At 70.1% G+C, this 20,046-nt stretch carries 21 protein-coding genes and 1 pseudogene; 11 read left to right on the forward strand and 11 right to left on the reverse strand.

The genetic code is table 11. The annotated features are described in order from the left end of the window. Positions 1-304: 304 nt before the first annotated feature. Positions 305-1,357 (reverse strand): hypothetical protein, encoded by a 1,053-nt coding sequence (locus ACIBU0_RS14270; RefSeq protein ID WP_398816783.1) that lies wholly within the window; start codon positions 1,355-1,357, stop codon positions 305-307. A 313-nt stretch (positions 1,358-1,670) separates the two neighbouring features. On the opposite strand from ACIBU0_RS14270, the gene ACIBU0_RS14275 reads away from it, so the two are divergent. Further along, positions 1,671-1,811 (forward strand): hypothetical protein, encoded by a 141-nt coding sequence (locus tag ACIBU0_RS14275; protein WP_398816786.1) that lies wholly within the window; start codon positions 1,671-1,673, stop codon positions 1,809-1,811. An 80-nt stretch (positions 1,812-1,891) separates the two neighbouring features. Here ACIBU0_RS14275 and ACIBU0_RS14280 read toward each other — a convergent pair whose 3' ends face one another. Next, complete coding sequence (locus ACIBU0_RS14280; RefSeq protein WP_398816789.1) at positions 1,892-2,296, reverse strand: MazG nucleotide pyrophosphohydrolase domain-containing protein; 405 nt, start codon at positions 2,294-2,296, stop codon at positions 1,892-1,894. A 95-nt stretch (positions 2,297-2,391) separates the two neighbouring features. Here ACIBU0_RS14280 and ACIBU0_RS14285 point away from each other — a divergent pair, with 95 nt between their 5' ends. Further along, positions 2,392-3,387 (forward strand): TAXI family TRAP transporter solute-binding subunit, encoded by a 996-nt coding sequence (locus ACIBU0_RS14285; RefSeq protein WP_398816792.1) that lies wholly within the window; start codon positions 2,392-2,394, stop codon positions 3,385-3,387. Between the two features lie 329 nt (positions 3,388-3,716). Here ACIBU0_RS14285 and ACIBU0_RS14290 read toward each other — a convergent pair whose 3' ends face one another. Together ACIBU0_RS14290 and ACIBU0_RS14295 are read right to left on the reverse strand one after the other, a co-directional pair. After that, entirely contained in the window at positions 3,717-5,108 is a 1,392-nt protein-coding gene (locus ACIBU0_RS14290) for a sensor histidine kinase (protein ID WP_398816794.1), read from the reverse strand. Between the two features lie 9 nt (positions 5,109-5,117). Further along, positions 5,118-5,804 carry a response regulator transcription factor gene (locus ACIBU0_RS14295; RefSeq protein WP_398816797.1) on the reverse strand — a complete coding sequence of 229 codons (687 nt, stop codon included), beginning with the start codon at positions 5,802-5,804 and terminating at the stop codon, positions 5,118-5,120. Between the two features lie 297 nt (positions 5,805-6,101). Between ACIBU0_RS14295 and ACIBU0_RS14300 the strand changes: the two genes are divergently transcribed. The 8 genes from ACIBU0_RS14300 (at position 6,102) to ACIBU0_RS14335 (ending at position 12,868) form a co-directional block, all read left to right on the forward strand. Continuing rightward, a complete protein-coding gene (locus ACIBU0_RS14300) occupies positions 6,102-6,878 on the forward strand; it encodes an amino acid ABC transporter ATP-binding protein (protein ID WP_398816800.1) in 777 nt (258 codons plus the stop codon). Positions 6,879-6,973: 95 nt separating this feature from the next. After that, positions 6,974-7,813, forward strand: coding sequence for a glutamate ABC transporter substrate-binding protein (locus tag ACIBU0_RS14305; RefSeq protein ID WP_398816803.1), 840 nt, complete (start codon positions 6,974-6,976; stop codon positions 7,811-7,813). A gap of 96 nt (positions 7,814-7,909) precedes the next feature. Next, on the forward strand, positions 7,910-8,584 hold the full coding sequence (locus tag ACIBU0_RS14310; protein WP_398816806.1) for an amino acid ABC transporter permease: 675 nt from the start codon (positions 7,910-7,912) through the stop codon (positions 8,582-8,584). Then, positions 8,581-9,492, forward strand: a complete 912-nt coding sequence (locus tag ACIBU0_RS14315; protein WP_398816809.1) for an amino acid ABC transporter permease — start codon at positions 8,581-8,583, stop codon at positions 9,490-9,492. The genes ACIBU0_RS14310 and ACIBU0_RS14315 overlap by 4 nt, the downstream gene beginning before the upstream one ends. A 176-nt stretch (positions 9,493-9,668) precedes the next feature. Further along, a complete protein-coding gene (locus tag ACIBU0_RS14320) occupies positions 9,669-11,339 on the forward strand; it encodes an FAD-dependent monooxygenase (RefSeq protein ID WP_398816812.1) in 1,671 nt (556 codons plus the stop codon). A gap of 146 nt (positions 11,340-11,485) precedes the next feature. Next, a complete protein-coding gene (locus ACIBU0_RS14325; protein WP_313960178.1) occupies positions 11,486-11,572 on the forward strand; it encodes a putative leader peptide in 87 nt (28 codons plus the stop codon). Positions 11,573-11,663: 91 nt separating this feature from the next. Next, a complete protein-coding gene (locus tag ACIBU0_RS14330; RefSeq protein ID WP_398816815.1) occupies positions 11,664-12,212 on the forward strand; it encodes a cysteine dioxygenase in 549 nt (182 codons plus the stop codon). Between the two features lie 170 nt (positions 12,213-12,382). Further along, positions 12,383-12,868: a rhodanese-like domain-containing protein gene (locus ACIBU0_RS14335; protein ID WP_398816932.1), complete on the forward strand. Its 486-nt coding sequence runs from the start codon at positions 12,383-12,385 to the stop codon at positions 12,866-12,868. 201 nt (positions 12,869-13,069) lie between these two features. Here the strand turns inward: ACIBU0_RS14335 and recX are convergent, their stop codons facing one another. From recX to ACIBU0_RS14355, 4 genes are all read right to left on the reverse strand, one after another. After that, complete coding sequence (gene recX / locus ACIBU0_RS14340) at positions 13,070-13,990, reverse strand: recombination regulator RecX (RefSeq protein ID WP_398816818.1); 921 nt, start codon at positions 13,988-13,990, stop codon at positions 13,070-13,072. A 4-nt stretch (positions 13,991-13,994) separates the two neighbouring features. Beyond that, the gene (gene recA / locus ACIBU0_RS14345) at positions 13,995-15,122 is read right to left on the reverse strand and encodes a recombinase RecA (RefSeq protein ID WP_398816821.1); all 1,128 of its coding nucleotides are present in this window, start codon (positions 15,120-15,122) and stop codon (positions 13,995-13,997) included. 388 nt (positions 15,123-15,510) lie between these two features. Beyond that, entirely contained in the window at positions 15,511-16,785 is a 1,275-nt protein-coding gene (locus ACIBU0_RS14350; RefSeq protein ID WP_398816824.1) for an AI-2E family transporter, read from the reverse strand. A 60-nt stretch (positions 16,786-16,845) separates the two neighbouring features. Further along, positions 16,846-17,040: a DUF3046 domain-containing protein gene (locus tag ACIBU0_RS14355; RefSeq protein ID WP_398816827.1), complete on the reverse strand. Its 195-nt coding sequence runs from the start codon at positions 17,038-17,040 to the stop codon at positions 16,846-16,848. Between the two features lie 80 nt (positions 17,041-17,120). Between ACIBU0_RS14355 and ACIBU0_RS14360 the strand changes: the two genes are divergently transcribed. After that, positions 17,121-18,065, forward strand: coding sequence for a hypothetical protein (locus ACIBU0_RS14360; protein WP_398816830.1), 945 nt, complete (start codon positions 17,121-17,123; stop codon positions 18,063-18,065). A gap of 7 nt (positions 18,066-18,072) precedes the next feature. Here ACIBU0_RS14360 and ACIBU0_RS14365 read toward each other — a convergent pair whose 3' ends face one another. The 3 genes and pseudogenes from ACIBU0_RS14365 to ACIBU0_RS14375 form a co-directional block, all read right to left on the reverse strand. Further along, a complete protein-coding gene (locus ACIBU0_RS14365; RefSeq protein ID WP_398816833.1) occupies positions 18,073-18,381 on the reverse strand; it encodes an AzlD domain-containing protein in 309 nt (102 codons plus the stop codon). Beyond that, positions 18,378-19,109 (reverse strand): AzlC family ABC transporter permease, encoded by a 732-nt coding sequence (locus ACIBU0_RS14370; protein WP_398816836.1) that lies wholly within the window; start codon positions 19,107-19,109, stop codon positions 18,378-18,380. Before ACIBU0_RS14370 ends, ACIBU0_RS14365 begins: the two co-directional genes overlap by 4 nt. Beyond that, positions 19,016-19,971: pseudogene (locus ACIBU0_RS14375) on the reverse strand (AraC family transcriptional regulator); the annotation flags it as partial. The gene ACIBU0_RS14370 and the pseudogene ACIBU0_RS14375, both read right to left, overlap by 94 nt. Positions 19,972-20,046: the final 75 nt, after the last annotated feature.

Here is a 20,046-nt window from a genome sequence, read left to right on the forward strand (position 1 = left end):
ACCGACGGAGCGCCAACGGCAGAGGCCGGCAAAGCCGAGACCCGGCACCCGCATGTTTCCGCTGGACCGACGCCAAGGCTGTCCGCCCAAGGCCGACCGACGGAGCGCCAACGGCAGAGGCCGGCAAAGCCGAGACCCGGCACCCGCATGTTTCCGCTGGACCGACGCCAAGGCTGTCCGCCCAAGGCCGAGCGGCGGGTTGCCGGCCGGGCAGGGGCCGACGGGACCGGGCCGCCGGGCCGTAGTTCGGGTGCGGTCACCGGGCCGTATTCGGGTGCCGTCACCGGGCCGTACTCGGGTGCGGTCAGACGTGGGCCTTGGCGGTGGTCATGACTTCCTGGCGTTGTCGGTGGCGCCGTTCGTACTCCAGCACCTGGCGGGCCGTGTCGGAGGGGGCGTCCTGGAGGCTTGCGGAGATCTCTTCCGTGGCCATGGCGTCGTAGCCGGTCCACGGCTCGTCGCCGCGCAACTGCTCGATGGCGTCCAGGACCCTCTTGCGGCGGTCGTGTGCGAGCTCGTAGCCCTCCACCACGGTCAGATCCAGCTGGGACAGGGTGCGCAGCCGCCTCTCGATCTGGTGCGCGCTGAGCGTGCTGAACCCGGGAATCGGCAGATCCTCCTCCCGCCTGACCGCTCCCAGGATCTCCTCGGCCATGGGGCCGCGCTCACGCATCTCCCGCGGCGTGCCCCCGACCGCACTCCGGGCCTTCTGGACGCCGCGCTGGGCGACGTCGCGTGCACGGTCGAAGGCGGTCCACATCGCCTGGGCCGCTGTGTCGGCAAGACCGGTGTTCGCCCCTTCACTCGGGGCCTGGCCGTTTCCGGCCGTCGCCACGGCGCGGGCGTGTTCGGCGAGGCTGTACTCCAGTTCCTGCAGCAGTTCCTCGTCCTGGCGGCGCAGCGAGCCGAGCAGGTCGGCGGTGGACTGCTCGTCCATCTGCTCGGCGAGCACCTCCCCGGCCCGGCACGCCGCCAGCGCCCGGGCTGCCGCGGCGTACTCGTCCTCCGTGTTCCTCATCAGCCGGCGTGGATCGGCCGGGCCCGCGGCGGGCAGCATGCCCTTGACGGCCCTCGACCCGAGCGTGAACGGCAGCATCGCCGTGCGCACCGCGCCCCGCGAGACGGAACGCGTCACGCCGGCCGCGGTTCCCAGCACGCCCCGGGGACGCAGGGCACGCTGCTGGCGCTGAAGGCGTTGAAGGCCGCTTTCGACCTCGGCGGCCCGGCGTTCGAGAAGCTGGCGATGCGGGCCGGGTGGCGTGACCGTGGCGTCCGTGCGGAGGCGGTCGAGGACCGCGGTATGCGCCTGATGCGCGTCCTCCAACGCCGGTACGAGTTCCTCCGTCATCACTGCCATGAGGGGCTCCTGGGTGAGGAAGGGGGCGGCGGTGCGCCGCACACGAGGCTGCGTCGGTCAGCCGCACACGAGGCTGCTGCGGTCAGCCGCACACGGGAACGGCTGCCCTCGACGGCCCCCTGACCGGGCAACCGCCACCATCCTGGGGGACCCACGCGAAGATCGCCCGTCGAAGCGGATCGGGGAGCGGCACAAAGACGCCGGGCTCGACGGCGGTCTCACTATGCGATCGCCCTTTTGGTCCCTATTCGGACAGCCCGTTGAATGAGGCCTTCCACCGAAGGAGGGCTTCCAGGCCGGAGGGAGACGAGTGATGGGCGAGCACGTTCACGTGCGCATCGCGGACGGCGTCCGAGTGGGCGACGACGGGGAGCTGGTCGAGTTCTCCCGCTGCCGCTGCGGCGCCACCTGGACCAAGACTTTTCGGGTGGCCGACGGCGCCCCCGAGGAGTAGGCGCGGCCCAGGTCACCCCGTACACAGTGGCGGCATCTGAGAGGGGCTTCCCCGACCCGCGGCGCGTACCGGTGAGAGCCCTACGCCCTGCCGACCGCCCACCCCTGACGCCGCAGTACGCCCGACACGTCCGGTGCCTCGTAGTGCTCGCCCTTGAGGACCTTGCCGTCCGCGCGGCGGGCGACCTGGCCGTCGGGGCCCAGCTTGGTCATGTTGGAGCGGTGGATCTCGGCGATCACCGCGTCGAGGTCGATGCCATGGACCAAGGCGGTGCCGTACGCCACGTAGACGACGTCGGCGAGTTCGTGCGCCAGCCGGTCCAGCGGCCCGCCGACGGACACCTCGGCGACCTCCGCCGCCTCCTCGGCGAGGAGTTCCCCACGGTGCGCGGCCAGTTCCGGGGACACCTCGGTCGGTGTACTGCGGGCGTCGAGCCCGAAGGCGAGGTGGAATTGGCGGACGAGGTCGGCGGGCGAGGAGTTCATGGCCCGACTGTAACGTCCGCCTCCGACACTCCCTGCCGCACCGCTGTGACCCCCGCCCTGGTCAGCCCCGTGTACCGGCTGGCAGGATCTCGGCCATGTCCAAGGCACTCACCCGCATCAGCAGGCGCCGGGCCCTGCAGGGCTCGGCCGCAGGGCTCGTCGCCCTGGGGCTGCTCCTGTGGTGGCTGCTGCCCCTCGGTGAGGAACCGCCGAGCGGGACGATCACCTTCAGCACGGGCACGCGCGCGGGGGTCTATCAGGAGTACGGCGCCCTGCTGCGCAAGGAGCTCGCCAAGGACATGCCGCAGCTGAAGGTGCGGCTGCTGACGAGTGACGGCTCGCAGGAGAACGTCGAGCGCGTGGCGACCGGGCAGGCCGACTTCACGATCGCGGCCGCCGACGCGGTGGACACCTTCAAGATCGAGGGCAAGCCCGTCCTCGACCGGCTGCGCGGTGTGGCCCGTCTCTACGACGACTACGTCCAGCTCGTCGTCCCGCCCGACTCCGACATCCGCTCCGTCGCGGACCTGAAGGGCAAGCGGGTGGCCATAGGGCTGCCGAACTCCGGTGTCCGGCTGATCGCCACCCGGGTGCTGGAGGCCGCCGGCATCGACCCGGAGAAGGACATCACGCCCCGGTCGGACGGCATCGACACCGGGCCCGCGCGGCTGGGACACGAGCTCGACGCGTTCTTCTGGTCGAGCGGGGTGCCGACGGACGGGCTGGAGAAGATCGCCGAGACCTCCTCCTTCCGGTTCGTTCCGATCGAAGCCGGCCTCGTCGCCAAGGTGCACGCCCAGGGCGACGTGGCCCACTTCTACCGCGCGACCAACATGCCGGAGTCGGCCTACCCCACCATCCAGAACGGCGACACCGTGCCGACGATCGCCGTCTCCAACCTGCTGATCACCCGCAAGGACATGGACCCCCGGCTCACCGAGTGGCTGACCCGCACGGTGATCAAGAGCCGCGACGGCATCGGCGCCCACGTCCACTCCGCGCAACTGGTCGACCTGCGCACGGCGATCTACACCGACCCCCTGGCCTTGCACGAGGGCGCCCGGCGCTACTACCGCTCGGTCAAGCCGTAGGAGCCTGCCGGCGCCGATACCGCCATTCCACCGGCCCCGATCCCGCCATTGCACCGGCGCCGCCCCCCGCCCGCCACTACGCGGGCATCGCTGCCGCCACTGCGCCGGGCCCCACTGCGCAAGCCCTGCTGCTGCCCCGGCCCGGCCGCCGCGTCACGCCGCGCGTGCACCGGCCCCGCCACCACGCCACGCCGCGCGTGCACCGTCCGGGCCACCACGCCATCCCGCTGCCGCTGCCGCTCGCCCCGACACTGAGCCGGCCCCGCTACCCGTGCACCCCACGTCTGCGGCCGGCCCAGTCGCCGCGCCCTCCCGCTTCCGCTCGCCCGCTACTGCGTCGGCGCCGTCCTGGGCACGGTCACCGTCACCCGCAGCCCGTGCGGTTCATTGCGGCCGTACGAGATCGAGCCACCGCCCGCCGCGAGCAGTGCCCGTGAGATCGACAGGCCCAGGCCCGAGCCCTTGATGTTCTGGTGCCGGCCGCTGCGCCAGAAGCGGTCGCCGATGCGGGCGAGTTCCTCGTCGGTGAGACCGGGGCCGTGGTCGGTCACCACGATCGTCGAGATACCGCCGTTGGACGTGACGGTCACCTCGACGCACTCGTCCTTCGCAGTGAACTTGACCGCGTTGTCGATCACCGCGTCCAGCGCGCTGGACAGCGCCACCGGGTCGGCCCAGGCCGTGGTGGGCGGGCAGTCCCCCACCAGCCGTACCCCCTTGGCCTCGGCGGTCGGGGCCCAGGCCGCGACGCGCTCGGCGGTCAGCGCGCCGACGTCGGTGAGCCTCAGGTCGGCTTCGGTGTGCTCGGCGAGGGCAAGATCGAGCAGGTCGTCCAGGACCTGCGCCAGGCGCTTGCCCTCCGCCTGGACCGAGGCGATCTCCTCATTGCCCTCCGGAAGTTCGAAAGCGAGCAGTTCGATGCGCAGCAGCAGCGCCGCGAGCGGGTTGCGCAGCTGGTGCGAGGCGTCGGCGACGAAGGCGCGCTGCTGCTCCAGCACGTCCTCGACGTTGTCCGCCATCTCGTTGAACGACCGGGCCAGGCGCCGGAGTTCCGGCGGACCGCTGGCCACCGCGACGCGTGTCTTCAGTCGCCCGCTCGCGATCGCGTGCGTGGTGCTGTCCAGCACCCGGACCGGCCTGAGCACCCAGCCGGTCAGCCTGAGCGCGGCTCCGACGGCCACCAGCATCGCGGCCGTCAGCCCCGCGCCGATGATCAGCCAGCCCTCCAGGATCCGCGAACGCATCTGCCCGGTGGGCGAGTCGGTGACGACGACCGCGACGACGTCACCGTCCCGGATGACCGGCGAGGCGATGACGAGGCGGTTGCGCTGCCAGGGCCACACCTGCTTCGGGTCGTGGCTGCGCCGGCTGAGCAGCGACTCCTCGAAGGCGTCGCGCACCTCGCCGGTCTCGGGCAGGAACCAGGTCGTGGGCCCGTTGGCGAGAGGCGTGTCATTGGGCAGGAAGACCCCGGCCCGGATGCCGTAGACCTCGTAGTAGTTCTCGAGTTCCCGGCTGAGGATGCGCAGCTCGTCGCGGGGTCCGGAGGTCGCGTCGGCGGCGGGCCGCGCGATGGCCGCGAAATAGGCCGTGTCGTCGATCCGGTCGACGACCACCTTCTGCTGCTGGGCCGAGGCCAGGCTGACGGCGAGCGGTACGCCGAGGGCGAGCAGGACGGCCGCCATCAGGACGATGAGCAGAGGGAGAAGACGAGTGCGCACCCTTACCCGCTATGCGGCCGGGGCGACGAGCCGGTAGCCGACGCCGCGTACGGTCTCGATCAGCGCGGGCATCCGCAGCTTGGCGCGCAGGGACGCCACATGCACCTCAAGAGTGCGCCCCGTCCCCTCCCAACTCGTGCGCCACACCTCGCTGATGATCTGCTCCCGGCGGAAGACCACGCCGGGGCGCTGCGCGAGCAGGGCCAGCAGATCGAACTCCTTGCGGGTCAGCTGGACGACCGAACCGTCCACGCTGACCTGACGGGTGGGCAGTTCGATGTGCACCGCGCCCAGGCGCAGCACGCTGTCGCCGCCCGTCCCGGGGTCCTCCTGCACGGTGCGCCGGCTGACGGCATGGATCCGAGCCAGCAGCTCCCCGGTGTCGTACGGCTTCACCACATAGTCGTCGGCCCCGAGGTTGAGGCCGTGGATGCGCGAGCGGACGTCGGAGCGCGCGGTGACCATGATCACCGGGGTGCTGGTGCGCTTGCGGATCTTGCCGCAGACCTCGTATCCGTCCTGGTCGGGCAGGCCGAGGTCGAGGAGGACGACGCCGAAGCCGTTGCCCTCGGGGACGAGCGCCTGCAGGGCCTCCTCGCCGCTACGCGCGTGCGTGACGTCGAAACCGTGCCGCGCCAGCACCGCGGACAGCGCGGCTGCGACATGGTTGTCGTCCTCGACGAGGAGGAGTCTCATCCCGGCCTCCCTCGGTTCACCGGCCGTACGATTCAGATGGATACACGTGGATGCACAGTGCGTGCACACGCGCGCGTGCACCATGCAGTCACGCTGATGGACGAGGACGCCGTCAAGTGGGTTCCGGTTGCGGGCGGCTTCCGTTATCCAGCCGGTACGCGCCCAGCTCACAACTGCTACGACACGTGTCCGATTGCTATCGGATCGTGATGCTCAGATTCCCCTCAGAACTAATGACGCAGGTCGGATACGGTTATTACTGTCCTCCGAAACCGAGGAGGACGGAGCCTGAGAGCGATGACCGAAGTATCGGTGGCCAAGGAAGATGTGGCCGCGACCGGCGAGCTGGTCGTCCTGAAAGACGTGAACAAGCACTTCGGCGCGTTGCACGTACTCCAGGACATCGATCTGACGATCGCCCGCGGCGAGGTCGTCGTGGTCATCGGGCCCTCCGGGTCCGGGAAGTCCACCCTGTGCCGCACCATCAACCGCCTGGAGACGATCGACTCCGGCACGATCGCGATCGACGGCAAGCCACTGCCCGCGGAGGGCAAGGCGCTGGCGAAACTGCGTGCCGACGTCGGAATGGTCTTCCAGTCCTTCAACCTTTTCGCGCACAAGACCGTGCTCGAGAACGTGATGCTGGGCCAGATCAAGGTCCGTAAGACGGACAAGAAGAAGGCCGAGGAGAAGGCCCGCGCCCTGCTCGACCGGGTCGGCGTGGGCACCCAGGCGGACAAGTACCCCGCCCAGCTCTCCGGCGGCCAGCAGCAGCGTGTGGCCATCGCCCGGGCGCTGGCCATGGACCCCAAGGTCATGCTCTTCGATGAGCCGACGTCGGCCCTCGACCCGGAGATGATCAACGAGGTCCTGGAGGTCATGCAGCAGCTCGCCCGCGACGGCATGACCATGATCGTCGTCACCCATGAGATGGGCTTCGCCCGTTCGGCCGCCAATCGGGTGGTGTTCATGGCGGACGGCAAGATCGTCGAAGAAGCTGTGCCGGACCAGTTCTTCAGCAACCCGCGCAGCGACCGCGCGAAGGACTTCCTGTCCAAGATCCTGCACCACTGACGGACTGCTTCACGCACCGACGACCTGCGTCATCCAACCCCCTGAGGGACACCTCAGACGGGACGCATCTCTTCATCACTCAAAGGATGTTCACCATGAAGCTCCGCAAGGTCTCCGCCGCGGCGGCCGCTGTAGTTGTTCTGTCGATCACCGCTACGGCTTGTGGTGGGGACGGAGACAAGGACAACGCCGGTTCCGGTGGCGGCAAGACGATCAAGATCGGCATCAAGTACGACCAGCCCGGTCTCGGCCTGAAGGAGCCGGGCGGCAAGTTCTCCGGGTTCGACGTGGACGTGGCGACGTACGTGGCGAAGGAGCTCGGCTACAAGCCCGACCAGATCGAGTTCGTCGAGACCAAGAGTGCCGACCGTGAGAACGCGCTCGCCCGCGGCGACGTGAAGTTCATCGCGGCCACGTACTCGATCACCGACGAGCGCAAGCAGAAGGTCGACTTTGCCGGCCCGTACCTGCTGGCCCACCAGGACCTGCTGGTCAAGGCCGACTCGAAGATCTCCAAGGCCACCGACCTCAACGGCGAGGACCTGTGCTCGGTGACCGGCTCCACCTCGGCGCAGAACGTGAAGAAGGACTTCGCTCCGAAGGCCAATCTGCAGGAGAGGAGCGGCTACTCGGAGTGCATCTCCTCGCTCCAGAGCGGGGCCGTGGACGCCCTGACCACGGACGACTCGATCCTCGCCGGCTTCGCCGCACAGGAGCAGTACAAGGGCCAGTTCAAGCTCGCCGGCCTCAAGCTGAGCAACGAGAACTATGGCATCGGTGTGAAGAAGGGCGACACCGAGACCGTCAACAAGATCAACGCCGCGCTGGAGAAGATGGTAAAGGACGGCGCCTGGGAGAAGGCGGTCAAGGACAACTTCGGTCCGGCCAACTACAAGAACGAGCCCGCGCCGAAGATCGGCGTCATCGTCAAGTAGCGCAGTGCCTGACCGGCGCGCCGCCGTCCACCGCGATCAGGGCGGCGGCGCGCCGCGCTATCCACGTACGCCACCCACCCGGAAGCGCGGGAGATCGTGTTCGACTTTCTTTCTGACTACAACAACCCAACCCTGTTGGGTGCCTTCTGGATGACGGTGAAACTCACCGTCTTCTCCGGCCTGGGTTCCCTGATCTGGGGCACCCTTCTGGCCGCGATGCGGGTCAGCCCGGTCCCGCTCATGCGTGGGTTCGGCACGGCCTATGTGAACATCGTCCGGAACATCCCCCTGACGGTCATCATCATCTTCACCTCGCTCGGCCTGGCCGATGTCTTCGGCGTGACGATGGGCGCCTCCGACTTCCAGGTCCGGGGCTTCCGCCTGGCGATCCTCGGTCTCGTCGCCTACACCGCGGCCTTCGTCTGCGAGGCGATTCGTTCCGGCATCAATACCGTGCCGCTCGGCCAGGCCGAGGCGGCCCGTGCCATCGGGCTGACCTTTAGTCAGACTCTCCGGCTCATCATCCTGCCGCAGGCATTCCGCTCGGTCATCGGCCCGCTTGCCAATGTGTTGATCGCCCTGACCAAGAACACCACGGTGGCGGCCGCGATCGGCGTGGCCGAAGCCGCGTACCTGATGAAGCAAATGATCGAGAACGAGGCTCAGACGCTGCTCATCGGCGCGGTCTTCGCCTTCGGTTTCGTGGTACTGACCCTGCCCACCGGCCTCTTCCTCGGCTGGCTGAGCAAGCGACTGGCGGTGAAGCGATGAGCTCCGTTCTCTACGACGCCCCGGGCCCCAGGGCCAAGCGGCGCAATGTGATCGTCTCGGTGGTCTTCTTCGCTCTGCTCGCCCTTCTCGCGTGGTTCGTCTGGAACGCCATGGACGAGAAGAACCAGCTGGAGTGGGCGCTGTGGAAGCCGTTCACCGAGTCCCAGGCCTGGACGACCTACCTGCTGCCAGGTCTGGCCGACACACTGACGGCCGCGGCACTGGCCATGGTGATCGCCCTGCCGTTGGGCGCGATCTTCGGTATCGCACGGCTCTCCGACCACCGGTGGGTGCGGGTTCCGGCCACCTCGGTGATCGAGTTCTTCCGGGCCATCCCGGTCCTGCTGCTGATGCTGTTCGCCAATGAGGCCTACGACCGCTGGGCGGACTTCACCACTGAACAGCGGCAGCTCTACGCGGTCGTCACCGGCCTGGTGCTCTACAACGCGTCCGTGCTCGCCGAGGTGGTTCGGGCCGGCATCCTCGCCCTGCCCAAGGGGCAGTCGGAGGCCGCTTTGGCGATCGGCCTGCGCAAGAGTCAGACAATGCGGACCATCTTGCTGCCTCAGGCCGTTACCGCCATGCTGCCGGCCATCGTCAGCCAGCTCGTGGTCATCGTGAAGGACACCGCGCTGGGCGGCGTGATGATCGGGTTCACCGAACTGCTCAACACGCGCAGCACCCTGGCGGCCTACTACGCCAACCCCATCCCCAGCTTCATCGTCGTGGCGATCATCTACATCGTGCTGAACTTCATCCTCACCAGCTTCGCAAGCTGGCTGGAGAAGAGGCTGCGGCGCAGCAAGAGGAGCACGGGCGCGGTCCTCAGCGCAGAGGACATGGAAGAGCTCAACCCGGCCGCGACAGGTGGCACCTACGGAACCGGCGCTGGCGGCGCGGTCATCTGACCACTGGTCACATCGCTTGAGCTGACGGAGGGCAGTGGCATGATCGCCACTGCCCTCCGTCACTTGACGCAAGCACCGGCAATGGGTTGCATACGTTCTGTGATCGTGCACCCTGCTCCAACTTTCTGTTCACTTGCGTCCTTCGGGACACCGCTGCGGGCAGGGGGCGCCGCGCCGTGGACCCGGTGATCATCGTCGGCGCTGGGCCCGTCGGGCTCACGCTCGCCCTGGCGCTGGCCCGCCAGGAGGTGCCGTCCGTCGTTCTCGACGAGGGGCCCGGCAAGGACGAACCGCGTCTCGCGCGCACTGTCGTACTGCGCGAGGACACCGCCGCCCTCATGGAGCGTCTGACGGATGTTCCGCTCTCCGAGGCCGGAGCCCGTTGGTCCGGATGGCGGGCAATGCGGCGCAAGCAGGTGATGCGCGAGGTCACGTTCGACGACACCGAAGCAGGCCGCGAGGGCGGCACGAACCCCGTCTCCCCCGCTCCCCTGCACATCGCCCAGCACGTGCTGACCGGCGCCCTGCGCGCGGCCCTCGCCGGCGAACCGCTCGTCAAGGTCGCCGTCGACAGCCGTCTGGACGCCATCGAGCAGGAGCCGTCGGGCGTCGCCGCCCACACCCGAGGCCCGAAGGGCACCTGGTGGCGCGGTAGTTACCTGGTCGGCTGCGACGGACCGCGCTCCACGGTCCGCAAACTCCTGGACATCCGTTTCCCCGGCCGTACGGCAGTGGAACGACACGCCGTGGCCGCCCTGCGTGCGGAACTTCCGTGGGACGGTCAGGCGTTGCTCCATCGGATGCCGCCGTGGCGGACGTCCGGACCTTCGGGCGGGGAAATCACCGCACGGCCGCTCCCGGACGGGGTGTGGCGCCTCGACTGGCTGCTGCCGCCGGGCAAGGACCTGGTCACGCCCGAGACACTGGTGGCCCGCATCCGGGAGACGCTCGCCGGCTGGACCGAGGGGCCGACACCGCCGTACGAACTCCTCGACACCGGAGTGCACACGGTCCACCACCGCCTGGCCCGCCGCTGGCGCGTGGGCCGCGTCTTTCTCGCCGGGGACGCGGCGCACTGCCTGGGCACGCTGGGCACACACGGACTCGAGGAGGGTCTGCGAGACGCCGACAACCTCGCCTGGAAGCTGGCGCCGGCCTGGCACCACGGCCCGCGCGAGGCGCTGCTCGACAGCTACCAGGCGGAGCGACGCGCCGTCGTCGCCGCCCGGCTGCGCGCCGCCGACCAGGCGCTGCCGCTGCTGCGCGGCGGCGGAGGGCTGCGCGCGGTCGTCCCCGGCTCCGCCCGGGGCCATGACGCGCTGCTGATGGACGGCCACCTGGGGCACGGAGCGATCGGCGCGCCGGGGGCGTACACCGACTCACCGCTTTCACCCGGGCGCCTGGAGGGCGAAGTCCCCGTGGACACACCTCCCGGTGCGCAGGTCATGGACGTCCGGGTCACGGCGGAGGACGGTTCCTTCGTATGGCTGCGGGACCGGCTCGGACGCGGCGCGCTGCTGGTCGTACTGATCGCGCCCGGCACGGAGGTGTGGGACCGCAAGCACTGGGTGTCCGCCGGAGTCATGCCCCGGCTGGCGGCGGCGGTGACGGCGCTGCCCTATCCGGCCGAGCTGCTGGTCGCGGGGAGCTATCCGGGGGCCGCCGCGCACAGCGTGCTGCTCATCCGGCCCGACGGTCACCTGGTGACCGCGTTGAGCGGGGTCCGGCCGGCCGATCTGTACACGGCGGCCGAAACGGCACTGGGCGGACCGGTCAAGACGCAGGCCGGGACGGCTGCGGGGCCTGGGGCGGCTGCGGAGGCCGGGGCAGCGGCCGGCTCGCGCTGACGTCTTCGTACGGAGGCTGATCTCGTCGTGCGGGGTGCCGCCGTACGGAAGCAGTACTCACCTGAAAGCGGCACCCACCGTGACTGTGCGGTCCGCATCGTGACAGTGAGTTGACCGGTTCGCACCGCCATGGTGTACTCCCGACCATGACCGACACCTGTGTGCGCCTGTGGCGGAGGGTCCATATGGACCTCGTCCGCTATGCGGGCTGCGTGTGTCGTCCGTCCTGCTGAAGTCGCATCCCCTTTCTTCTCTTCCCGCGCCAGCCACTCCTTTCCCTGTGGTGTCGCGCGCTTTTCGCGAACTCTCTTCAGGACGGTGCACGTGTCTGTCTCCTCCGCCGCCGTTGCCCCCTCTCAGCCGGGTGTTGCGCCGGTCTCCACGCCGACGCAGGCGGACCTTCTCGACTTCGTACGGCGAACTGCCGCCGACGCCGACTTGATCGCCTCGCTTCCGCTCGATCCCGAGGGCCGTACCTGGGTACGGCTCGAGGGGCCCGGCGGCAGCGAGGCCTGGCTCATCGGCTGGCCGCCCGGGACGGGTACCGGCTGGCACGACCACGCCGACTCGGTCGGGGCCTTCGTGACGGCGGCCGGTGAGCTCAAGGAGAACTCGCTCGCCGTCCGGCTGCCCGCCGACGGCTGGAAGACCCTGGAGCTCACGGACGACGTGGACCGCGAGCGCCGGCTGCCGACCGGCAAGGGCCGCTCTTTCGGCCGTCACCATGTGCACGAGGTCCTCAACGAGTCCGCCGACCAGCACGCGATCTCCGTTCACGCCTACCACCCGCCCCTGCCGCAGATCCGCCGCTTCAGCCGCAGCGGCCCGATTCTGCGACTGGAGCAGGTGGAACGACCGGAGGACTGGCAGTGAGCGGGGCGGCAGGACCTGCTGAGGCGCGGGGAGGGGCTGCGGTGCGGGGCTTGAGCGGACGGCCGGTTGGCGGAGGTGGCGAGGTGACGGTGAACGGCGTCGGCGAGCGGTCGGTCCGCGGAGGCGATCCCACGGCAGGTCCGGGCGGGGTCGAGAAACGGCCGGTCGGCATCGACGAGTTGCTGGAGCGCGTACGCGCCGGTTACGCGCGGATCGAGCCCCGGGCGGCGTACGAGGCCGCGCAGCACGGCGAGGCTCTGCTGGTCGACATCCGATACGCGGCCCTGCGCGAACGCGACGGACTGATCCCCGGCGCCCTCGTCGTCGAGCGCAACGAACTCGAGTGGCGGCTCGATCCACAGGGCAGCCATCGCGCCCCCGAGGCCACAGGCCACGATCTGCGGGTCGTGGTGATCTGCAACGAGGGCTATGCGTCGAGTCTGGCGGTCGAATCTCTACGGCGGCTGGGACTGCACCGGGCCACCGATCTCGTCGGGGGGTTCCAGGCGTGGCGGGCCGAGGGACTCCCGGTGACGTCGGTGAGGTCGGGAGCGGGTGCGGAGGTGGAGGCGGAGGTGCAGGCGAAAGCGGAGGCGGAGCCTAAGGCGAAGGCGGGTGCGGAGGCGAGGGCGAAGGCGAAGCCAGAAGCAGCCTAAGGCCCTGCCCCCGTGGGCCGACGTCCGCGCCCTCTCAAAGCGAACCCGGCCCCGAACGCGATCGGCGCCCCCGCGCGTCCACCGTGTCCGGGGCCGGAATCCTGAGTTCGCGACCTTCGCCCATGCCAGGCCTCTGCTCCCCAGGCCTCTGCTCCCCAGCCTTCGGCTCCCCGACCTCTGCTCCCCAGCCCTTCTGCGGGATCAGAACCCCTCGTCGCCGAGAAACTCCGTGTCCTCGCCCTCTTCCTCCAGCGCCTGTCGCACGACCCGGAGAGCCATCCCCTCGGGATAGCCCTTGCGGGCGAGCATGCCCGCGAGGCGGCGCAGGCGTTTGTCGCGGTCGAGGCCGCGCGTGGAGCTGAGCTTGCGGGCGACGAGTTCGCGTGCGGTCGCCTCTTCCTGCTCGGAGTCGAGCTGCGCGACGGCCGCGTCGATCAGGGTGGAATCGACGCCCTTGGTCCGCAGTTCCCGGGCGAGCGCGCGCCGGGCGAGCCCTCGGCCGTGATGCCGGGACTCCACCCAGGCGTCCGCGAACGCGCTGTCGTTGATGAGGCCGACCTCCTCGAACCGCGACAGCACCTCCTCGGCGGCATCGTCAGGGATCTCCCGCTTGCGCAGGGCGTCCGCGAGCTGTTTCCGCGTACGCGGGGTCCCGGTGAGCAGGCGCAGACAGATCGCCCGCGCCTGCTCCACCGGGTCCGCTGGGGGCGCACCCCTCTCGGCCCTCGACGAGGAAGAGGCGCCTCCGTCCTCACCGGACGGCTCTGTTCTGCCGCGCCGACGACGCCCGCGGGCACCGCCCGAGCCATCCGAGCCCCGAGCCCCACCACGGCCGCGGCGCGAGCCGCCGCCGGACCCACCGGTGCTGCCGGGCCCTGAGCCGTCGTCGGACCACGCTTCGCCGTCCACCGTCCCCGGGGGCTGCTCATCGCCGTACCCCCCGTGCGACCAGCCGCTGCCGTACGGCGTCGCGCCGTCGTTCCCCCCGTCCATGTCCTGGGCCGCGTCCCCTCCGTAAGCGTGCCCGCCCATCCCGGAGAGGCCCTCGTCGCCGCCTCTCCCCCGCTCACGCGGGACGTCCGGACAGGCGGCGTACTCGGCCCAGTCGGTTCGCCGTGTCACGGGATCAGCTCTTGGCGGTCGCAGCCTTGGTCTTGGCTGCCTTGGCCGCCGCAGGCGCGGGCACCGCCTTGGCGGCGTCGGCCGGGGCGGCGGAGACCGCGGCGTCCGCGCCCGGCTCGGCGGCCGGCTCCTCCGGGCGCACGCCGACGCCCAGCTTCTCCTTGATCTTCTTCTCGATCTCGTTGGCCAGGTCGGGGTTGTCCTTCAGGAAGTTGCGTGCGTTCTCCTTGCCCTGGCCGAGCTGGTCGCCCTCGTAGGTGTACCAGGCGCCGGCCTTGCGGACGAAGCCGTGCTCCACGCCCATGTCGATCAGGCCGCCCTCGCGGCTGATGCCCTGGCCGTAGAGGATGTCGAACTCGGCCTGCTTGAAGGGCGGCGCGACCTTGTTCTTGACGACCTTGCAGCGGGTGCGGTTGCCGACCGCCTCGGTGCCGTCCTTCAGGGTCTCGATGCGGCGGATGTCGATGCGCACCGAGGCGTAGAACTTCAGCGCCCGGCCACCGGTCGTGGTCTCCGGCGAACCGAACATCACGCCGATCTTCTCGCGGAGCTGGTTGATGAAGATCGCGGTGGTCTTGGACTGGTTGAGCGCACTGGTGATCTTCCGCAGGGCCTGGCTCATCAGGCGCGCCTGCAGACCGACGTGGCTGTCGCCCATCTCGCCCTCGATCTCCGCGCGCGGGACGAGCGCGGCGACGGAGTCGATGACGATGAGGTCGAGGGCGCCGGAGCGGACCAGCATGTCCACGATTTCCAGCGCCTGCTCGCCGTTGTCCGGCTGGGACAGGATCAGGTTGTCGATGTCGACGCCGAGCTTCTTCGCGTACTCGGGGTCGAGGGCGTGCTCCGCGTCCACGAAGGCGACCTGGCCGCCGGCCTTCTGCGCGTTGGCCACGGCGTGCAGGGTCAGGGTCGTCTTACCGGAGGACTCCGGTCCGTAGATCTCCACGACACGGCCGCGCGGCAGGCCGCCGACGCCGAGGGCCACATCGAGGGCGGTCGACCCGGTCGGGATGACCTCGATGGGCTCCTTCGCCCGCTCGCCCATGCGCATGACCGCGCCCTTGCCGAATTGCCGTTCAATCTGTGCGAGTGCGGCATCCAGGGCCTTCTCGCGGTCGGTTCCTGCCATGGGTTCCACCCGGTTTGCTTGAGTCGATCGCTTCACGTCAAAGACGCTAACGCCTGCCACTGACAATGCGCCCCGACGCCCGTCCGGCCTGTGGATAACTCGGGCACTTCCAGGTCGAAACCATGGCGAAACGCCCGCCGAGAGCCTTGCCGGAGCCTCCATAAGAATGGATGTTCGATTTTCGTGTCAAGCGCACCACACGGCACTTCCGAGGCTACGTTCGCGGTCTCGTTCGCGGTCCGCCAACGCCCGGAAGCCGTAGCTCGGCATCGCCCGATGCCCGCCGGGCGGCAGTCACCGCGGCACGGCCCACACGGCCGAGCAGCACGGTCCACGCGGCTGGGCAGCCCGGCCCACACAGCCGGGCGGACGGCCCACACGGCCGGGCTCAGGAAGAGGAGCTCTTCCCGGAACTCCCCGTCTCCGCCGGAGGCCGCCGCTCCCCCGGCCGTCGTGCCCACAGCTCACGCGCGCGTGCGAACAGGCTGGGCCCGCTCCCCCACCGGTGGCCGTGGACGCGGGGGTCGTCCGTGACGTCGTACCGCTTGACGTACGCCCCCAGGAACGCCTGCAGCGTGGCGACCGCCGGGATGGCGATCAGCGCGCCCACCGCACCGAGGAGGGCGGTGCCCGCGATGACCGAGCCGAAGGCGACCGCGGGATGGATGTCGACGGTCCTCGCGGTCAGCTTGGGCTGCAGCACATAGTTCTCGAACTGCTGGTAGACCACGACGAAGATCAGCACCCACAGCGCGTACCAGGGATCGACGGTGAAGGCGATCAGCATGGGCAGGGCGCCCGCGAGATAGGTGCCGATGGTGGGGATGAACTGCGAGACCAGGCCGACCCAGACGGCCAGCACGGGCGCGTACGGCACGTCCAGGCTCGCCAGCAGGATGTAGTGGGCCACGCCGGAGATCAGCGCCATCAGGCCGCGCGAGTACAGGTAACCGCCGGTCTTGTTGACGGCGATCTCCCATGCGCGCAGCACCTCGGCCTGCCTGGCAGGCGGCAGCACGGAGCACAGAGCGCGGCGCAGTCGCGGACCGTCCGCGGCGAAGTAGAACGAGAACAGCGTGATCGTCAGCAGCTGGAAGAGACCGCCGAGGACCTGGGCGGACACGTCCAGGACGCCGGTGGCGCTGTTCTGCACGTAGTTGCGCAGCCAGTCGGAACGGAGCAGGCCCTCCTGGACGTCCACGCGCCGCAGCTCGGTGTGGAAGTGCGTGTTGATCCAGTTGATGACGGAGTCGAGATAGTTCGGGAAATCCTCGACGATCTTGATGATCTGGCCCGCGAGCATGGACCCCAGCAGCGTCACGAACCCGGCGGAGACGATGATCACGGCGAGGAAGACGATGGCCGTGGCCAGCCCCCGGCGCATGCCTCGCGAGGCCATCCAGCTCACCGCGGGCTCGATGGCCAGAGCGAGGAAGAACGCGATGAGGATGTTGATCAGCAGCCCGGTGAGCTGGTGAAAGGCCCAGCTGCCCAGCTGGAACGCGCCGACGAGCGCCAGCGCGAGCACCATGGCGCGCGGCAGCCAGCGCGGCATGCGAGCGCTCGGCCCGGCGGCGCCCTCGCCCGGAGGCGGGCTGGGCGGCGTCGTGCCGAACGGGGATCCCTGCCGGGCGAGCTGCCCGGTCTCGTCAATGCGTGCCACGGAGCAAGTGTCACCCACGCAGCCGACAAACAGCTGCCGTCCTGCGATCTCCGTGACCGGTCAGCGCTTCTCCCCCGGAACGTTCATGACGGCGCAGACCACACGCCACACGTCCTTGGCGTCCCAGCCGGAGTCCAGCGCCTGGTGCACCGTGCGCCCGCCGAGCTCCGCCATCACGTGGTCGCGCGCGAAGGTGTCGGCGTACCCCGGACCGAAGTGCTCCGCCATCCGCTGCCAGAAGACCGTCAACCGCATGCGTCCAGTATCCCGCCCCTGAGGGTGGGCCTGTGCGGGGACCGCTTGCCGAGACCGCTTTCCGCCCTACGGTCTGACGCATGCCCGAAACAGGAGCTTCCGCACTCCCCCCGCCGCCCCCGGCGCACTCCCCGGTCTTCCGCGCCGAGCAGTTCGTCTGGCTCACCGCGCGCGTGCTCGAACAGCGCCTCTTCGCGTACCACTTCCTGAACGGCGCCGCCGTCCCGGTGGAGACCGCGCTGGACGCCTACCGCAACGAGGACGGCGGGTACGGCCACGCCCTGGAGCCCGATCTGCGCGGCCCGGTCAGCCAGCCGCTGCACACCGGTCACGCACTCCGCGTCCTGGACGCCATCGAACGCTGCGGCGGGCAGCGTGTGGACCGCGTATGCCGCTACCTCACCTCGGTCTCCACGCCGGACGGCGCCCTCCCGGCGATCCACCCGAGCCAGCGGGGCTACCCCGCGGCCCCGTTCATCCCGATCGTGGACGACCCGCCCAGCTCACTTCTGGCCACCGGCCCCGTGGTCGGTGTGCTGCACCGCAACGAGGTCTGGCACGCCTGGCTGTTCCGGGCCACGGACTTCTGCTGGCAGGCGGTCGAGTCCCTGGAGAAGTCCCACCCGTACGAGATCGAGGCCGCCGTGGCCTTCCTGGACTCCGCTCCCGACCGCACGCGCGCGGAGGCGGCCGCCGATCGTCTCGGCCGCCTGGTGCGGGAACAGCGCTTGGCGGCTCTGGAGCCGGACAGTCTCGACGCCTACCCGGTCTCCCCCGGCTACGCACCTGGCGAGCACCACTTCCCGCACGACTACGCGAAGACACCGCGCTCCCTCGCGCGCGCGTGGTTCACGGACGACGAGATGAGCCGCTCCCTCGACCACCTGGCCGGCGAGCAGCAGGAGGACGGCGGCTGGCCCGTCCGCTGGCGCCAATGGGCGCCGGGCACCGCCCTTGAAGCCCGCCCCCTGGTGACGATCGAGGCGCTGCACACCCTCAGGGCGTTCGGCCGCCACATCGGCTGACCGGCCCTCACCCGCCGATCGCCCGCACGCCGGCCGTCACCACCACGGCAGCCGCGACGACGAGCAGGAACGGGGCCCGCAACATGAGCACCACGGCGGCCGCTGCGACCCCGGCCACCCTTGCGTCCAGCACCAGCGCATGCCCGTCGGCGAAGGTCTGCTGAGCCGTGAGGGCGGCAAGGAGTGCGACGGGCAACAGGGCGGCGAGCCGCCGGACGAGAGGCCTCTCCAGAGCCCCTGCGGGCACGAGCAGCCCGGCAAGCTTGACGGCGTAACAGCCGAGAGCGGTGACGCCGATCGCGATCCAGGTACTCACAGCGCTCCCTTCCGTACGTCTCCCCTGCGACGCCCGTCGGCCCACAGCACGACCGGCGCCGCGAGGGCGGCCACCAGAACGGGCACACCGGCAGGCAGCACTGGCAACAGTCCGAGCCCGAGAACCACGGCCAGACCTGCGACAGCGCGCTCGGTCGCGGACTTCAGCATCGGCGCGAGCAACGCCAGAAACACGGCGGGCCCGGCCGCATCGATCCCCCAGGCGTCGGTGTCACCAAGGGCCTCGGCCCCCAGCGCACCGAGCAGCGTGGTGAGATTCCACAGCACGTACAAACTCAGCCCCGTCACCAGGAACCCGATCCGCGCACTGCGCCGCGTCGGCTGCGCCAGCGCGACAGCAGCCGTCTCGTCGATCACCCACTGCGCGGCGAGCGGCCGCACCGCGCGCGTGGGGCTGAGCACCTGCGACAGCCGCAGCCCGTAGAAGGCGTTGCGCACACCCAGGAAGAAAGCTCCCGCCGCCGCGGTCAGCGGACTGCCGCCGGCCGCAAGCGCCCCCACGAGCGCGAACTGCGACGCCCCCGTGAACACCAGCAGACTGAGCGCACAGGTCTGCACGACCGTGAGCCCGCTGCCCGCCGATGTCACCCCGAAGGCGAACCCGGACAGCCCGACGGCGACTCCGACGCCCAGGCCGTCCCGTACGACCACCCCGTCGGGCTTGCCTCCGACGTCGCGGAGGTCTTCGAGAGCTCTCTGTTCTGCCACGCCTGCGACGCTAGGGCAGCCCCTGCCACGCGTCTTGTACGTTCTTGCGCTCCCGCTGATAGGCGCCCGGCGGCACACCGACGATCCGGGTGAAGTGCCGGTTGAGATGCGGCTGATCGGTGAACCCCACGGCAACGGCCGCCGCCGCCGGCGAGCCACCCGCGTCCAGCAGCCGCCGAGCCCGCCGTACCCGTGCGTCGGTCAGCCAGGCGTGCGGCGGCATCCCATACAGATCCCGGAACGCCCGCAGCAGGGCAAACGGCCCGGTACCGAGATCGGCGGCCAGCTTCTCCAGACTCGGCGGCTCGGCCATCCGCGCCTCCAGCACCTCACGCGCGCGTACCGCGATCCGATCCCCCGCCGTCCTCACCTTCCGCTGCATCAGCGCCCCACCGTTCAACCGCAGCAGCCGAGTCACGGCAACCCGAAGCAACGTGTCGGCGGCCAGCGCGTCGCCCTCGTCCGCGGCACGCAGCACTCGATGCACCAGCCCCACGGTGTACGGATCATCCAGCACCGGCCTGACGAACCCCGGCGTCCCGCGGATCACTGTGGTCTCGGCCGCGATCTCCGCCACCACCTCCGGCGACGGATACACGGCCCCGTACCGCCACCCCTCGGGAACCCCCGCCCGCCCGGTGTGCGGCGTGTCCGGATTGACCAACGCGAGCGCCCCGGCACCCGCGTACTGATCGGCACCCCGATGGTGAAAGACCTCCACACCGTCCGCGATGGCGGCGATCACAAAGTGCTCATGGGTGTGCCGCACAAACGTCTTCCGCACGTACCGGGCCCGCAGCAGGTCGACACCGGGCAACTCGGCGTACCGCCAGTGCCGCGCCCGCTCACCCGAACCTGCCATGGTCCCATTCTCCGGTACAGCGCCCGGAGCCGAAGGCGGTGAACCCCGCCGGCCGACACTCGCGCACGACGGGAA

The organism is Streptomyces sp. NPDC049627, from assembly GCF_044465645.1.
In the GTDB taxonomy this organism is placed as follows: Bacteria; Actinomycetota; Actinomycetes; order Streptomycetales; family Streptomycetaceae; genus Streptomyces.